The 15,041-nt window shown below is 73.0% G+C and carries 14 protein-coding genes; 6 read left to right on the top strand and 8 right to left on the bottom strand.

Annotation, left to right across the window (positions count from 1 at the left end; genetic code table 11):
- Positions 1-27 precede the first annotated feature (27 nt).
- Complete coding sequence (locus tag BKA05_RS06385; RefSeq protein ID WP_179530684.1) at positions 28-690, top strand: inositol monophosphatase family protein; 663 nt, start codon at positions 28-30, stop codon at positions 688-690.
- Here BKA05_RS06385 and BKA05_RS06380 read toward each other — a convergent pair.
- Genes BKA05_RS06380 through BKA05_RS06370 form a run of 3 tightly spaced genes read right to left on the bottom strand, consistent with a single transcriptional unit; the run spans position 662 to position 3,120 of the window.
- Entirely contained in the window at positions 662-1,321 is a 660-nt protein-coding gene (locus BKA05_RS06380) for a hypothetical protein (RefSeq protein ID WP_179530683.1), read from the bottom strand. The two genes, BKA05_RS06385 and BKA05_RS06380, sit on opposite strands and share 29 nt — an antisense overlap.
- A 26-nt stretch (positions 1,322-1,347) precedes the next feature.
- Positions 1,348-2,745 (bottom strand): glycine--tRNA ligase, encoded by a 1,398-nt coding sequence (locus BKA05_RS06375; RefSeq protein WP_179530682.1) that lies wholly within the window; start codon positions 2,743-2,745, stop codon positions 1,348-1,350.
- A gap of 54 nt (positions 2,746-2,799) precedes the next feature.
- The gene (locus tag BKA05_RS06370; protein ID WP_179530681.1) at positions 2,800-3,120 is read right to left on the bottom strand and encodes an antibiotic biosynthesis monooxygenase; all 321 of its coding nucleotides are present in this window, start codon (positions 3,118-3,120) and stop codon (positions 2,800-2,802) included.
- 107 nt (positions 3,121-3,227) lie between these two features.
- On the opposite strand from BKA05_RS06370, the gene BKA05_RS06365 reads away from it, so the two are divergent.
- From BKA05_RS06365 to BKA05_RS06350, 4 genes are read left to right on the top strand one after another with little or no spacing between them, the layout of a single operon-like run.
- Complete coding sequence (locus BKA05_RS06365) at positions 3,228-4,229, top strand: metal ABC transporter substrate-binding protein (protein WP_179530680.1); 1,002 nt, start codon at positions 3,228-3,230, stop codon at positions 4,227-4,229.
- Positions 4,220-5,026, top strand: coding sequence for a metal ABC transporter ATP-binding protein (locus BKA05_RS06360; protein WP_179530679.1), 807 nt, complete (start codon positions 4,220-4,222; stop codon positions 5,024-5,026). The genes BKA05_RS06365 and BKA05_RS06360 overlap by 10 nt, the downstream gene beginning before the upstream one ends.
- On the top strand, positions 5,026-6,033 hold the full coding sequence (locus BKA05_RS06355; RefSeq protein ID WP_179530678.1) for a metal ABC transporter permease: 1,008 nt from the start codon (positions 5,026-5,028) through the stop codon (positions 6,031-6,033). The genes BKA05_RS06360 and BKA05_RS06355 overlap by 1 nt, the downstream gene beginning before the upstream one ends.
- Entirely contained in the window at positions 6,020-6,460 is a 441-nt protein-coding gene (locus BKA05_RS06350; RefSeq protein ID WP_179530677.1) for a Fur family transcriptional regulator, read from the top strand. The genes BKA05_RS06355 and BKA05_RS06350 overlap by 14 nt, the downstream gene beginning before the upstream one ends.
- Here BKA05_RS06350 and BKA05_RS06345 read toward each other — a convergent pair.
- The 5 genes from BKA05_RS06345 to BKA05_RS06325 all read right to left on the bottom strand — a co-directional run bounded on the left by BKA05_RS06345 (position 6,457) and on the right by BKA05_RS06325 (position 12,117).
- The gene (locus BKA05_RS06345; RefSeq protein WP_179530676.1) at positions 6,457-7,890 is read right to left on the bottom strand and encodes an alpha/beta hydrolase family protein; all 1,434 of its coding nucleotides are present in this window, start codon (positions 7,888-7,890) and stop codon (positions 6,457-6,459) included. The genes BKA05_RS06350 and BKA05_RS06345 overlap by 4 nt on opposite strands.
- A gap of 52 nt (positions 7,891-7,942) precedes the next feature.
- A complete protein-coding gene (locus BKA05_RS06340) occupies positions 7,943-8,749 on the bottom strand; it encodes an isoprenyl transferase (RefSeq protein WP_179530675.1) in 807 nt (268 codons plus the stop codon).
- Between the two features lie 11 nt (positions 8,750-8,760).
- The gene (locus BKA05_RS06335; protein ID WP_179530674.1) at positions 8,761-10,377 is read right to left on the bottom strand and encodes a sensor histidine kinase; all 1,617 of its coding nucleotides are present in this window, start codon (positions 10,375-10,377) and stop codon (positions 8,761-8,763) included.
- A 115-nt stretch (positions 10,378-10,492) separates the two neighbouring features.
- A complete protein-coding gene (recO, locus tag BKA05_RS06330; protein ID WP_179530673.1) occupies positions 10,493-11,221 on the bottom strand; it encodes a DNA repair protein RecO in 729 nt (242 codons plus the stop codon).
- Between the two features lie 35 nt (positions 11,222-11,256).
- Positions 11,257-12,117 carry an alpha/beta fold hydrolase gene (locus BKA05_RS06325; RefSeq protein WP_179530672.1) on the bottom strand — a complete coding sequence of 287 codons (861 nt, stop codon included), beginning with the start codon at positions 12,115-12,117 and terminating at the stop codon, positions 11,257-11,259.
- Positions 12,118-12,174: 57 nt separating this feature from the next.
- Between BKA05_RS06325 and BKA05_RS06320 the strand changes: the two genes are divergently transcribed.
- Positions 12,175-15,018, top strand: coding sequence for an ATP-binding protein (locus BKA05_RS06320; RefSeq protein ID WP_179530671.1), 2,844 nt, complete (start codon positions 12,175-12,177; stop codon positions 15,016-15,018).
- Positions 15,019-15,041 lie beyond the last annotated feature (23 nt).

Below are 15,041 nucleotides of genomic sequence, written 5' to 3'. Positions count from 1 at the left end.
TGGCAGGCTGTGCGGGTGAATCGGCCGATGGACACCGACGCGGTGCTGGACCTCGTGCGCGAGGTCGTCGCCGAGCACGTCACCCCCCGGTTCGGCCACCTCACCTCCGCCGACGTCTCCAGCAAGCGCCGACCCGGCGACCTGGTGACGGTGGCCGACCGCGAGGCCGAGGTCGCCCTGGCGGCCGCCCTGCGGGCGGCGCACCCCGGGGCACTGGTGGTCGGCGAGGAGGCCGTCAGCGCCGACCCCGCGCTGCTGCGGGGCCTGCCCACCGCCGACCACGCCTTCACCGTCGACCCCGTCGACGGCACCAGGCACTTCGTGGCCGGCTCACCCGACCACGCCACCATGCTCGCGGAGCTGCGGCACGGCGTCACCGTCCGCAGCTGGATCTGGCAGCCGCAGCACGAGCGCGCCTACGTCGCCGAGCGGGGCTCCGGCGCCTGGGCGGACGGGGTGCGGCTCACGTCGGGCACGGCGGGTCGGCGCCCCCTCCGACCGACGGGCACCTGCTGCGGGGTCGACTACCCCCGCCTGGCCAGCGGTCAGGCCGGGTGGGCGGCGTACGTGAAGCAGAAGCCGTGGGACCACCTGCCCGGCGGGCTGCTGCTCACCGAGGCCGGCGGCCGGGTACGTCGCCGTGCTGGCCTCCTGCTGGCGCTCAGCCCTTCCGCTTCGCGCCCAGCTTGAGCACGTCGCCGGACCAGGTGATCGGGTTGAACTCCTGGGCCGGGCGGAACGACACGGCCACCAGCTCCCCGGCGTCCGGGGCGAGGTAGACCAGGCAGGTGGAGACCTTCTTGCCCGGCTTGAACTTCTTCGGGAAGTCCTTCGAGGGGCAGGCGTCGAAGTCGCTGACGAAGGTCGAGGACTCCACCAGGGTGTCGTTGCCGTCGACGATGTAGAGCGGCGGCCGCTGGCCCCCGAGGTCGGTCTCGCCCTTGTTCTTGAACGTCGCCTCGACGAAGTAGGGGTTGGCCTTCTTCAGCGCCTTGTCGAGCTTCCACCCCTGGAAGGACTGCTTGAAGGTCGTCCTGCGCATGTCGGTGACCGTGATCGCCAGCACCCCGACGGTCGACTGGTCGACCTCGTAGGCCACCGTCGCTGTGTCACCGAGCTCCAGCGCCGAGCCCTGCGTGGTCAGCTCGACCCCGTCGGGCACGTCGAGCGACGGGGTCGCCGACGGCTCCTCGCTGGGTGACTCCGTGACCGTCGGGGTCGCCGACGGGTCGGCCCCGGGCTCCTCGGAGCCCGAGCAGCCCGCCAGCACCACGGCGGGCAGCAGCGCCGCCAGGGTCAGTCCCACCAGCCTCGTCCGCATCGCGCCATTGTGCACGGCCCAGGCCCTCAGGCGCCGCGGAACCGCTGGGCGAAGTAGCCGCTGATCCCGTCGATGGAGATCCGCTCCTGCTGCATCGTGTCGCGCTCGCGCACGGTCACCGCGCCGTCCTCGAGGGTGTCGAAGTCGACGGTGACGCAGTACGGCGTCCCGATCTCGTCCTGGCGGCGGTAGCGCTTCCCGATCGCGCCGGCGTCGTCGAAGTCGACGTACCAGTGCTTGCGCAGCTCGGCGGCGAGATCGCGCGCCTTGGGCGAGAGGTCGGCGTTGCGCGAGAGCGGCAGCACGGCGACCTTGACCGGCGCCAGTCGCGGGTCGAGCCGCAGCACGGTGCGCTTGTCGACACCACCCTTGGTGTTGGGCGCCTCGTCCTCGTGGAAGGCGTCGACGAGGAAGGTCATCAGGCTGCGCGAGAGGCCGGCCGCCGGCTCGATGACGTAGGGCGTGTAGCGCTCGTTGCCGGCCTGGTCGTAGTAGGACAGGTCCTTGCCGGAGTGCTTCGCGTGCGTGGAGAGGTCGAAGTCGGTGCGGTTGGCGATGCCCTCGAGCTCGCCCCACTCCGACCCGGCGAACCGGAAGCGGTACTCGATGTCGACGGTGCGCTTGGAGTAGTGCGAGAGCTTCTCCTGCGCGTGCTCGTAGTGGCGCAGGTTCTCGGGGTCGATGCCGAGGTCGACGTACCACTGGGTGCGGGTGTCGATCCAGTACTGGTGCCACTCCTCGTCCTCACCCGGCTTGACGAAGAACTCCATCTCCATCTGCTCGAACTCGCGGGTGCGGAAGATGAAGTTGCCCGGCGTGATCTCGTTGCGGAAGGACTTGCCGATCTGGGCGATGCCGAACGGGGGCTTCATCCGCTGGCTGGTCACGATGTTGGCGAAGTTGAGGAAGATGCCCTGGGCGGTCTCGGGGCGCAGGTAGTGCAGCCCCGACTCGTCCTCGACGACGCCGAGGTAGGTCTTGAGCAGGCCGGAGAACTGCTTGGGCTCGGTCCACGCGCCGCGGGTGCCGCAGTTGGTGCACGCGATCTCGGCCATCGGCACGGAGTCGGGGTCCTCGATGCCCTTCTTCTCCGCCACCGCCTCCTGCAGGTGGTCGGCACGGAAGCGCTTGTGGCAGGACTGGCACTCGGTGAGCGGGTCGCTGAAGGTGTCGACGTGGCCACTGGCCTCCCACGTCTGGCGCGGCAGGATGATCGAGGAGTCCAGGCCGACGACGTCGTCGCGCTGCTGGACCATCGCCTTCCACCACTGGCGCTTGATGTTCTCCTTCAGCTCCACCCCGAGCGGGCCGTAGTCCCACGCGGAGCGGGTGCCGCCGTAGATCTCGCCGCAGGGGTAGACGAAGCCTCGGCGCTTGGCCAGGGAGACGACGTTGTCGACGGCGGACGGGGGCGGCTTGGCCACGGGTGGGCTCGCTCTCTGGTGCGGGACGACGTCGGCTGGCTGCCGACCGAGCGCTCAGCCTAACGAGCGCGACACCGCCACGTTGAGGTCGGTCCCGGGCTGCACCGTCTCGTAGGCGCTGGGCTCGTCGAGCGCCCGGTAGAGCACCGGCACCGCGCGCATCTTGACGTCGTAGGAGGAGAGCGCCCGGCGGTACGCGCCCACGTGCTCCCACCGGGTGCTGAGCACCCACAGCTCCGGGTCGTCGATGTTGCGACCGACCGTCCCGTCGACGTACCCCCGGCACGCGGCCAGAGCCTCGTGCGCGGTGCCGAGGTCGTCACGGAAGGAAGCGACGTCGCCCTCGGGGACCCGGAACCTCGTGACCACCAGCACGTGCGCAGCCTACGGGAGCCCTGCGGGCGCGGCCGCCGACGCCGACGCCGACGCCGACGCCGACGCCGAGTTGACAACGATTCTCATTCGTCGTGAGAATCGTTCTCATGAAATCGTCCCCCACTCGCCGGGCCGTCCGCGCCTCCGCCCTCCTCCTTGCCGGGACGGTGGCGCTCAGCGCCTGCTCGGCGTTCTCCGACGCCACGGGCTCCGGCGACTCCACCGGGAAGGACGGCGCCCCGTCCGTGGCCGCGTCGTTCTACCCGCTGGAGTTCGTGGCCCAGCGGGTGGGAGACGGGCTCATCGACCTCACCGTGCTGACCGGCCCGGGCCAGGAGCCGCACGACCTCGAGCTGACCGTGGCACAGACCGCGATGGTCGCCGGGGCCGACCTGGTGCTGCTGGAGGAGGCGTTGCAGCCGGTCGTCGCCGACGCCGTCGAGCAGAACGGCACCGGGCGGGTGCTCGACGTCGAGGACGTCATCGCCCTGCGACCGGTCGCCGAGGAGCACGAGCACGCCGAGGAGGAGGACGAGCACGCCGACGAGCACGCCGACGAGCACGCCGACGGGGACGGGCACGACCACGGCGACGAGGACCCGCACTTCTGGCTGGACCCGCTGCTGATGGCCGACCTGGCCGACGCCGTCGCCGAGGAGCTCACCGAGGTCGACCCCGACCACGCCGAGGAGTACGTCGCCAACGCCGCCGCGCTGGTCGAGCAGCTCGAGGCGCTCGACGCCGCCTGGACCAGCGGGCTGGCCGACTGCGAGCGCGAGGTGGTCGTGGTCTCCCACGACGCGTTCGGCTACCTGGGCCGCTACGGCCTGGACTTCCACGGCATCGCCGGCCTCTCCCCCGGCGCCGAGCCCACCCCGGCCGACCTCGGCGAGCTGCAGGCACTGATCCGCGACGAGGGCGTCACGACGGTGTTCGGCGAGACCCTCGCCCCGCGCGCCCTCTCCGAGACCCTGGCCCGCGACGCCGGCGTGGACACCGCCGTGCTCGACCCGATCGAGGGGCTCTCCGACGACACCGCCGAGGAGGACTACCTTTCCCTCATGGAGGCGAACCTCGAGGCCCTGCGGGAGGCCAACGGATGCCGGTAGCACCCGTGCACCTCGAGGACGGGGCGGTCGCCATCGGCGGTCGTCCCGTCCTGCGTCACGTCGACCTGCGGGTCGAGGCCGGGGAGTTCGTGGCCCTGATGGGCGCCAACGGGTCGGGCAAGTCCACGCTCGTGCGTGCCCTGGTCGGGCTGCGCCCGCTCACCTCGGGCCGGCTCCGGCTCTTCGACACCGACCTCGAGCGGTTCCACGCCTGGGCCCGCGTCGGGTACGTCCCGCAGCGGGGCGGAGCCGCCTCCGGCGTACCGGCCTCGGTGTGGGAGGTCGTGGCCTCCGGTCGGCTCACCAGGCGACGCCTCCTGCGTCCCCTGGTTGCCGCCGACCGGGCGGCGATCCGCGACGCGCTGGAGGTCGTGGGGCTGGCCGACCGCGCCGGTGACGGGGTCTCCCAGCTCTCCGGCGGTCAGCAGCAGCGGGTACTCATCGCGCGGGCCCTCGCCGGCGAGCCCGAGCTGTTCTTCCTCGACGAGCCCACCGCCGGGGTGGACCTGGCCAACCAGGAGGCGCTCGCCCACGCGCTGGCGGTCCTGAAGTCCCGCGGCGCGACCATCGTCCTGGTCGCCCACGAGCTCGGACCCCTGGCCGACCTGGTCGACCGCTCCGTCGTGATGCGGCACGGCCGGGTCGCCTACGACGGGGCGCCGCTGGGCGACCACGCGTCCCCGGGACTGCTGCCCGACGGCGGCCACGTCCACCACGTCGACCACCTGCACCGCACCCGGCACGACGTCGTGCCGCCCGTCGCCGGCCCGCTCGACCACCGCCACCAGGAGCACTGATGAGCACGATCGAGCTGCTGTCCCTGCCCTTCATGCAGCGCGCCCTGCTGGCTGCGGTGTTCACCGGCCTCGCGGCCCCGGCGGTCGGCACCTACATCGTCCAGCGACGACTGGCGCTGATGGGCGACGGCATCGGGCACGTCGCCGTCACCGGCGTCGCGCTCGGCCTGCTCACCGGCACCTCGCCGACGTGGACGGCGGTGGCCGTCGCCGTCGTGGGCGCGATCCTCATCGAGGTGATCCGCGAGCGCGGGCACACCAACGGGGACGTCGCCCTGGCCCTGCTGTTCTACGGCGGCCTCGCCGGCGGGGTCCTGATCACCGGTCTGGCCGGCCAGAGCGCTGCCGGCCTGCAGAGCTACCTCTTCGGGTCGATCACGACCATCTCCGCGGCGGACGTCCTGGTGACCATGGTGCTCGCCGCTGTGGTGGTGGTCGTCTGCCTCGGCCTCTCCCCCCAGCTCTTCGCCGTCGCCCAGGACCAGGAGTTCGCACGGGTCGCCGGGCTCAACGTCCGCGTCTACAACATCCTGGTCGCCGTGCTGGCCGCCGTCAGCGTGACCGTGGCGATGCGCACCGTCGGCCTGTTGCTGGTCTCCGCGCTCATGGTGGTGCCGGTCGCCACGGCCCAGCAGCTCACCCGGTCCTTCCGCACGACCCTCGGTGCCGCGATGCTGCTGGGCCTCGGTGCCTCGGTGGGCGGCCTGCTCGTCTCGGCGTTCGCCTCCTCGCGTGCGGACGTTGCCCCGGGGCCGACGATCGTGCTGCTCGCCCTCGCAGGCTTCGTCGTCACCTGGCCGGTGGGGGTGTGGCTGCGGCGCCACCAGCACCTGACCGAACCCTTCGACGACGAGGTCCCCGATGACCACCACGACGTGAGCGAGGGCCACACCCACCAGCACGGGGAGGACTGCGGCCATGTCGCGGTCCCGCACGGTGACCACGTCGACTACCTGCACGACGGCCACCGGCACGCGCCGCACGGGAGGCACTATGACGAGCACTGAGCACCCCCTCGCGCACCCCGCCGAGCACCCGGCGGGGCTGCGCCCCACGCGACAGCGACGTGCGGTCACCGAGGCGATCGCCTCCTTCGACGACTTCCGCTCGGCGCAGGAGATCCACGAGCTGCTCGGCCGTCGCGGCGAGGCCGTGGGGCTGGCCACCGTCTACCGCACCCTGCAGCGGCTGGCCGACGCCGGCGAGATCGACCGGCTGCTCACCGAGGGCGGCGAGGCGATCTACCGGGCCTGCTCACGCACCCACCACCACCACCTGGTCTGCCGCGACTGCGGTCGGACCGTGGAGGTCGAGGGGCCGACCGTGGAGCGGTGGACGCGCTCGATCGCCGCCGAGCACGGCTACGAGCAGGTCAGCCACACGCTGGAGATCTTCGGCACCTGTCCGTCCTGCGCGGCGGTGGCGGGCGGCTAGCAGCCGACGCCGGTCAGGTCGCCGTCGTCGATGGCGCCCCGGTCCAGGTGCATCGCAGAGCAGTAGTAGAACGACAGCAGCGGGTCGCGCTCCAGCACGACCGGCGCCCACTCCCCCGAGCTGGTGGGCTCCAGGTAGCGCAACCGCGTCGTCAGCAGGCTGCGCACGGAGGTGCGGTGCTTGAGGTAGTGCTCCAACCAGCGCTGGACGTAGGCGCTGGTGAGTGCCTGGCCCCACCGGCTGGCCGGCAGGACGAGCGGGATGTCGGTGTACTCCAGGTGCGTGGAGGCCCGCGGGACCACGAGCATCGAGTCGACCCCGGCGTCGCGCCAGGCGTCGTACCCGGTGGCGCGCTCGCGTCGGGGGTCGGGGCCCTGCGGCGAGGGCTGCGGGGTGATCGAGGAACCACCGGCGGTGAACCACGGGCTGACCGTGAAGCCGTACTCCGACTGCACCGCCAGCGCCGGGACCACCGGCTCGAAGGAGTCACCGCCGTCGGTGCCCGAGGAGGTCGTCAGCCCGAGCTTGTCCAGCGCCACGACCGTGGAGACCCGGTCGTCGACGCCCTGCACCTGCGTGACGGCGGCGGCGCCCAGCGAGTGCCCCACGACGGCGATGCGCGTCGTGCGCCCGGGGGCGTTGGGACGCCGGTCCGGCCGGCGGTCGAACAGCCGGTGCCAGGGGTTGTGGGCATCGACCAGGTCAGCCGGTGCGCCGTGGTCCGGATAGGGCTCGCGCGGGGTGGAGGTGAAGAACGAGAGGGCGTCCTGCGTGCCGACCACGAAGTTGTCGATCTGCTGGCTCGGGACGCCGTTGAGCGTCCCGTCGTGCGGCAGCGTCTCGCTCGTGCCCTGCCCCTGCACGTCGTAGGTCAGCACGAGGTAGCCGCGCTCGGCGAGGTCCTGGGCCAACCAGCGGTACATCCCCTCCGAGCCCTGGACGGACCCCTCGGTGATGACCACTCCCGGGAGCCGACCCTTGATCCGCTTGCCGGTGTAGGGGTCGCGAGCGCGCGGCAGGGGTGCGTACAGGGTGCCGCGCAGCAGGGCGCCGTAGCGGTTGGTGAAGGCGACGTCGCGCATCCGACCGCGGGTGCCGTCCCAGTCGGCGCGGTAGGGGTTGCCGACGTTCCACCCGGGCACGAACGCCCCCGGGGTCAGGGAGGGGCGGTCCGGGGTGGCCGCCTGCTCGAGGAGCTGGGCGACGCCGACGAGGGTGCTCTGGGAGACCAGCGCCGGGACGTACGCCGGGTCGCCCAGCTGCTGCTCGGTCACCCGGCCGTAGGCGTCGGCGATGTTCTGGGTGTCGCGCGCGAGGTACTCCGGGGAACCGACGGCGGGGTCGTCGGCGCGAGCGCCCGCCTGGGCGGGGGCGAGCCCCACTCCCGTGAGCAGGGCGGAGAGGGCGAGGGCGGCTCCGAGCGTCTTCACACCTGGGTGAACGACGTCACAGCCGCCTCGTCACGCGGCCGGCGCGGCGGTCTCAGGAGCCGGGCAGCTCGGGATTGGACAGCTCGGGGTTGGGCAGCGCGCCACCGAAGCGGCGGTCGCGCTCGGCGTAGATCTCGATGGCGCGCCACAGCGCCCGACGGTCCACGTCGGGCCACAGCACGTCGGTGAACACCATCTCGGAGTACGCCGCCTGCCACAGCATGAAGTTCGACAACCGCTGCTCCCCCGAGGTGCGCCACACCAGGTCGGCGTCGGGGAGGTCGGGCAGGTAGAGGTGTCGGGCCAGCCGCTTCTCGTCGATCTTCTCCGGGTCCAGGCGACCGGCGGCGACCTCGCGGGCGAGTGACCGGGCGGCGTCGGCGAGCTCGGCGCGACCGCCGTAGTTCACGCACATCGTGAGCGTGAGGACGTCGTTGTCGCGGGTCATCTCCTCCGCGACCTGGAGCTCCTTGACCACCGACCTCCACAGCCGTGGTGCCCGCCCCGCCCAGCGGACCCGGACGCCGAGCTCGTGCATCTCGTCGCGGCGACGGCGGATGACGTCGCGGTTGAAGCCCATCAGGAACCGGACCTCGTCGGGACTGCGCGACCAGTTCTCGGTCGAGAAGGCGTAGGCGGAGATCGCCTTGACCCCGATCTCGATCGCGCCCTCGACGACGTCGAAGAGCGAGTGCTCCCCCGCCTCGTGACCCTTCGTGCGCGCCAGCCCACGCTGCTTGGCCCAGCGGCCGTTGCCGTCCATCACGATGGCCACGTGCTCCGGGACGAGCTCGCGGGGCAGTGCCGGTGGGCGGGCTCCCGAGGGGTGCGGTGTCGGGGGACGGACGGCTCGCTTCACGAGTCCGGAGCCTACGGCCCGGTGGGCGCGGCAGCGGCACCCTGCCGGTCCAGCGGCAGCCTGACCCGCACGGTGGTGCCGCGCCCCACCTCGCTCTCGAGCTCGATCCGGCCACCGTGCGCGGCCACGATGTCGCGGGCGATCGAGAGTCCGAGGCCGACACCGGGGATCGCCAGCTCACGGCTGGTGCTGCTGCGGTGGAACCGGTCGAAGAGCCGGTCGCGGTCCGCCGCCGGGATCCCGGTGCCCGTGTCGCTGACCGCCACCTCCACCCGGTCGGTCTCGATGGTCAGGTCGACCCGCACGCAGCCGCCTCGTGCCGTGTGCTTGAGCGCGTTGGAGAGCAGGTTGTCGACCACCTGGCCCAGGCGCCGGGAGTCGACGGTCACCGGCACGCTCTCCGGACCCGAACGGCTCAACGCGATCCCCGCGGCCGCCGCAGCCGGGATCGCGGTCTCGACCGACTCCCGCACCAGCACCGCGAGGTCGCAGGTCGCGCGCTCCAGCGACATCGGGCCGTGGCCGGCCTGGGCGGTCGCGAGGAGGTCGCCGACCAGCCTGTCCAGCCGCACGGTGTTGCGCTCGACCACCCGCAGGTGTTCGGCGGCAGGTGCGGGCAGGTCGTCGCCGTCCAGCACCACCTCGAGGTAGCCGGCGATCGAGGCCAGCGGGGTGCGCAGCTCGTGGGAGACGGTCGAGACGAACTCGTCCTTGACCTCGATGGCACGCACCAGGTCGGTGACGTCCTTGTAGGCCAGGGCCGCCCCTGCCACCCGACCCTGGTCGTCGCGCAGGGTGCGCGAGGAGACCGAGAGCGCGCGCCGGGTCACCGGGTCGTCGCCGCACCAGATGCGCAGGTCGTCGAACTCCTCGCCGCGGCTGGCCCGCAGGCTGGGCATCTCCTCGCGGCCCACGACCCGGCCGTCGGGGTGATGGACCGCACCGAGCTGTCCGGCCCGGCCGGCGTGACCGCCGGGGAAGGCCAGGTCGATGAAGTCCTGGTGCCGCCTGTTGGCCCGCAGGTACCGACCCTGGGCGTCGAGCAGCACCAGACCGACGTCGACGGTGTCGAGGATCGTGGCGGACACCTGCCGCTCGGCCTCGGCGCGGGCGACGGCGGAGGCGACGCCCAGTCCGGCCAGCCACCCGACCAGCGGCAGGAGCGCCGCGCGCGTCAGCGCCGGCCCCTCGACCCCGTGGTAGGCCAGCCCGGGGACCGACACGAGGAGCGCGGAGCCCACTCCGGCGAGCGCCGCGCCGCGCGCACCCCGGATCCGCGCGAGCCACAAGGCCGGCAGCACCACGAGGATCCCGGCGGCCGAGCCCTCCGGAGCGAGCCGGACCATCCCGATCACGGCGAGGTCGAGCACGCCGACCACGAGGGCGGCCCGCTCCGCGGAGGGGCGGGCACGGGGCGCGAGCCACACGGCGGCGGTGACCAGCGCCAGGAGGGAGAGGCCGACCACCGGACCGACGGTCCGGCCCAGGGGGGTACCGACGGAGGCACGCAGCACCGTGTCCAGCAGGACGAGTGCGGCGAAGGCGGTCTGGAGCAGCCGCGGGTCCGGGTCGTCGACCAGGTCGAACAGACCGACAAGGTGGCGCAGAGCGCGTGGGCCGAACCGCATCCGCCCCCCTCCCAGCTCTCCTCGCGCCGGATGTCGCGGGGGACAGCATGGCATCCCGGCCGACCGACCGGGAGCGCATCGACCCCTCTGCTCGCCGGGACGGCCGAGGCACGGCTCAGCGCTGGACGTGCTCCATCGAGCGCAGCCCGCGCTCGAGGTGCCAGGCGAGGTAGGCCGACACCAGACCGCTGGCCTCGCGCAGGGCCCGGGGCTCGGCAGCGCCCACGACGGCCCAGTCCCCCGCCAGCAGGGCGCCGAGCACGAGGACGGTCCCCTCCGACGGACTGGCCGACCCCGGCACCCGGCAGGTCGTGCACAGCACGCCGCCCATCGAGGCGTTGAACCAGCGGTGCGGACCTTCGAGACCGCAGCGCGCGCAGCCGTCGAAGGTCGGGGCGTACCCGGCGACCGAGAGCGAGCGCAGCAGGTAGGAGTCGAGCACCTGGCTCGGCCCCAGCTCGCCGGCCGCCATGGCCCGCAGCCCGCCGACGAGCAGCAGGAACTGCTGCGTGGCCGGTTCCCGCTCCTCGGTCACCAACCGCTCGGCGGTCTCCAGCATCACCGTGCCGGCCGTGTAGCGCTCGTAGTCACCGCCCATCCGCCCGGCGAACGGCGTGAGCGTCTCCGCCTGGGTGATGGTGTCCAGGCTGCGGCCGTCGGCGAGCTGGAGGTCGACGTGGGTGAAGGGCTCCAGGCGTGAGCCCCAGCGCGAGGACGTACGCCGCACGCCGCGCGCGACGGCGCGGACCCGGCCGTGCTGGCGGGTCAGCAGCGTGATGATGCGGTCGGCCTCGCCCAGCTTGTGCGTGCGCAGCACGACCGCCTCGTCGCGGTAGAGAGGCACCGCACCATTGTGCCTCGGCGCGGTGCCGGGGTCCGTCAGCGCCCGACGGCGCGGCGGCGTCGACGGGGCGCCCGCCAGCAGCTCTGGCAGAAGCCCGTGGCGGCACCGGTCAGCCGCTCCGGGCTCAGTCGCCACTCCAGGACCCCCCGGGCCCGGACCAGCTCGGCGCCCGGGATCTCGGCCGCGAGGAGGTCGGCGTCGGAGGTGCGGTGCAGGGGGTCGCGGGGGTGGCCGACGACCAGCGTGGGCACGGTGATCTCGCGCCTTTCCCTCGACCGCGGCGCCAACCTGCCGAACAGGAGGCCGTGGAGCAGAGCAGCCGTGGCACCCGACCGCTGGTCCAGGGCGTCGACCGCGATGCCCGCCCAGAACGGCAGCAGCGACCTCGGCACCGGGCGGCTCAGGACCCGCGCGGTGTCGACGGCGACGGGCAGCACCCTGGCGGTGAGGAGGAGCGGCGAAGCCGCGAGCAGCCCGGTCTCGAGGGCGTTGTCGAGGAGGGGGGCCTCCAGCAGCAGTCCGCGCACCCGGTCGGGGGCGGTCACCGCGACCTCCAGCGCGACGTTGGCGCCGAGCGAGGTGCCCCCCAGGACGGCCTCGGCGGCCCCGAGGTGGTCCAGGAGCGCCACCACGTGCTCCCCGAAGGCCTCGACGGAGTAGGCGAGCGGATCCGCCGGGCGGTCGGAGCGGCCATGGCCGAGCAGGTCGGGCACGACGACGTGCAGCCCCGTCGCGGCCAGGGCCCGCGCCAGCGGCTCGTGCATGCGCCGGGTGAGAAGCGGGGCGTGCAGCAGGACCACCCAGGAGTCGCCCGATCCGTACTCGGTGTACTCCAGCCGGTCCCGTCCGTCCTCGGAGTGGGAGAAGAACTGACCGACGCGCTCGGAGACCAGCATGCGGGGAATCTAGCGGGACCTCGCACCTCGAGGGGCTCGGACCGTGACAATGGCCCCATGGCCACCACGGTCACCACCCCCGCAACCACCCCCAGCCCCGGACCGGCAGCACCCGCCGGTCCGGCCGCTGGCGCAACGGTGTCGCCCCGGCTGGGCCTGGGAGGGTCGCTGCTGCTGCTGGTGTCCATCTACGTGGCCGCCGTCACGTCGGTTGCCCTGCGCCCCGAGGACAACCCGGTGGCCGGCTGGTGGCCGGCTGCGGGCCTCGCGGTGGCCCTGGTGGCGCTGAGCCGGCCGGGACTCGACCGGCTGCTCCTGGTCACGGTGGGGCTGGTCGCGGTCACAGGACTGGCGAACGTCACCGGTGGCCGCGACTGGGGCATCTCCGCGGCCTTCGGTGTCGCGAACGCCGCGGAGGCCGTGGTGGCCGGCCTGGTGCTTCGTGCCCGCCCACAGGGCGGCCCCCCGGTCCTCGTGACCTTGCAGGACTTCGTGCGCCTCGTCGTGGCCGCCCTGGCCGGCGGGGTCGTGATCGCCGTGGGCGCCGCCCTGGCGGTGGTCGCCCTGGCCGACGGCAGCTTCCTCTCGACCGCCCGGTCGACCTTCACCTCCCACGCGGCAGCGGTGCTGGTGCTGGTCCCGCTCGCCCTGACCTGGCGGACCCGCGCCCAGCGGGACCGGCCCGGGGAGCTGCCGCTGCAGGTCGCCGCCCTGGCCCTGTCGGTGGTCCTGGTCTTCATGCCGGCCCAGCAGCTGGCGCTGACGTTCCTGCCCCTGACCTTCCTGGTCTGGGCGGCCCTGCGCTTCGACATCCGCGTGGTGGCCGCCGAGCTGATCGCCTTCGCCGCCGTCACGACCTACCTCAACGCACTGGGCTGGGGGCCCTTCGCCGCTGAGATCGACGAGGGCAACACCACGCAGGTCTCCGCCGCGGCGCTGTGCCAGCTCTACCTGGTGTGCGCCTCGCTGCTCACGGTGCCGCTGGCCATCGTCCTGGCCGACCGCAACCGTCTGGTGGCGCAGGTCAGCGCCGAGGAGGTGCTCTTCCGGCGCAACTTCACCGACTCGCTGCTCGGACAGCTGATCCTGCGCATCGACCACGGCGTGCTCCGGGTGGCCGACGCCAACGACACCGCCGCCGAGGTGGTGCGCCGCCCGGCGGGCACCCTGGTCGGCACCCGCCTCGACGACCTGCTGTCCACGCCGCCGGAGCTCGGGGCCCGGCTGGTGTCCGGGCAGTCCTGGCGCGGCCGGGTGAGCCTGCGCGACGACGACGCCTCGCGGGTCGAGGTCGCCCTCAGCCGCCTCTCGCACCCCGGCGACGACGGCAGCCCGGTTTGGTCCGCGCAGCTGCTCGACGTCTCCGCCGAGCACGTCGCCCGCCAGGGTCTCGAGGCGGCCGAACGCCTCACCTCCGCCACCTTGGACACCACGGCGGCGGTCATCCTGGTCACCGACCGCGAGGGCCGCATCGTCCGGGCGAACCAGGCCACCACCGACCTGACCGGCTGGCGCGAGGAGGACCTGCTGGGTCGCAAGGTCTCCGAGACGACGCTGGCAGCCAGCGCGACCCCGGACCTCGAGGCGCTGTTCGTGTGGCCGAACCGCTCCGGCCAGCCCGTGGTGCGCGAGGGCGAGGCGACCACCCGGGACGGCAAGAAGCTGCGCATCCTGTGGAGCAACAACATGGTGCGCGACGAGCAGGACCTGCCGGCGTACGCCGTGCTGACCGGCATCGACGTCACGACCGAGCGCGCCAGCTCGGGGCTGGTGTCGCACCTCATGCGCGCGGCGATCACCACCGCCATCATCGGCGTCGACCAGGACGGGCTCATCACCGTCTTCAACGCCGGCGCCGAGCTGATGCTCGACCAGGACGCCACCCGCCAGATCGGTCACCGCTTCGTCGACCTGCTCGACCCCGACCAGGTCGCCGAGCGGCTCGGCACCCGCGACCCCGCGCAGGCCTTCGACGCCCTCGTCCGGGGCATCGGCCAGGGCGAGCTGCCGGCCCGCGACTGGCTGTGGATGGCGCGGGACGGGAGCCGTCGCATCGTGTCGATGACGCTGAGCGCGACCGAGGCCTCGGTCACCACGCAGGTGGGCTTCTTGTGCGTCGGCCGCGACGTCACCGAGCAGCGCCAGGGCCAGGACATGCTGGTGCAGGCCCTGGAGAAGGAGCGCACGGCCGTTGAGCGGCTGCGGGCGCTGGACGAGGCCAAGAACGAGTTCGTGTCCACGGTCTCCCACGAGCTGCGCACGCCGGTGACCAGCATCGTCGGCTACACCGAGATGCTGCAGGACGGCACCGTGGTGGCGCCGCTGGAGGACCAGCTGCCGCTCTTCGCCACCATCGCCCGCAACGGCCAGCGCCTCATCGTCTTGTGCAACGACCTGCTGACCCTCGCCGGGCTGGACTCGGAGTCGATCACCTGGGAGGCCGAGGAGGTCGACCTCGGCGAAGCGCTGGCCAGCGCGGCGGCCGCGGTCGCCCCCATGCTCCACGAGCGCGACCTGACCGTCCTGTGGGAGACCGCCGAGGAGCCGGTGCGGGTCGTCGGCGACCCGACGCAGCTCGAGCGGGTCGTGATGAACCTCGTGACCAACGCCGTGAAGTTCACCGAGGACGGCGGGGTGGTCCGGGCCCGGGTCGAGGTGCAGGGCGACGAGGCCGTGCTCAGCGTCACCGACACCGGCATCGGCATCCCGGCCGAGGAGCAGTCGAACCTCTTCCAGAAGTTCTTCCGCTCCTCGACCGCCCAGAAGGAGGCCATCCAGGGCACCGGCCTGGGGCTGTCCATCGTGGCTGCGATCGTCTCCGCCCACGGCGGCACGATCCGGGTGCGCTCGGAGCACCTGGAGGGCTCCACGTTCACCGTCCGGCTGCCCGTGAAGTACTGATCCCCACCGCCGAGCCGGGCGTC

The organism is Nocardioides marinus, assembly GCF_013408145.1.
Classification (GTDB): Bacteria; Actinomycetota; Actinomycetes; order Propionibacteriales; family Nocardioidaceae; genus Nocardioides; species Nocardioides marinus.
The sequence above is the reverse complement of the archived record's forward strand: the minus strand, read 5'-3'. Positions and strand labels throughout refer to the sequence as shown.

Excerpts from the sequence above, each read along its gene's own strand:
- BKA05_RS06325 (WP_179530672.1), bottom strand. The coding sequence starts at position 12,117 with ATGCTGGTCTCCGAGCGCGTCGGTCAGTTCTTCTCCCACTCCGAGGAC.
- BKA05_RS06385 (WP_179530684.1), top strand. The coding sequence starts at position 28 with ATGGACACCGACGCGGTGCTGGACCTCGTGCGCGAGGTCGTCGCCGAG.
- BKA05_RS06350 (WP_179530677.1), top strand. The coding sequence starts at position 6,020 with ATGACGAGCACTGAGCACCCCCTCGCGCACCCCGCCGAGCACCCGGCG.
- BKA05_RS06355 (WP_179530678.1), top strand. The coding sequence starts at position 5,026 with ATGAGCACGATCGAGCTGCTGTCCCTGCCCTTCATGCAGCGCGCCCTG.
- BKA05_RS06335 (WP_179530674.1), bottom strand. The coding sequence starts at position 10,377 with ATGCGGTTCGGCCCACGCGCTCTGCGCCACCTTGTCGGTCTGTTCGAC.
- BKA05_RS06360 (WP_179530679.1), top strand. The coding sequence starts at position 4,220 with ATGCCGGTAGCACCCGTGCACCTCGAGGACGGGGCGGTCGCCATCGGC.
- BKA05_RS06320 (WP_179530671.1), top strand. The coding sequence starts at position 12,175 with ATGGCCACCACGGTCACCACCCCCGCAACCACCCCCAGCCCCGGACCG.
- BKA05_RS06365 (WP_179530680.1), top strand. The coding sequence starts at position 3,228 with ATGAAATCGTCCCCCACTCGCCGGGCCGTCCGCGCCTCCGCCCTCCTC.
- BKA05_RS06380 (WP_179530683.1), bottom strand. The coding sequence starts at position 1,321 with ATGCGGACGAGGCTGGTGGGACTGACCCTGGCGGCGCTGCTGCCCGCC.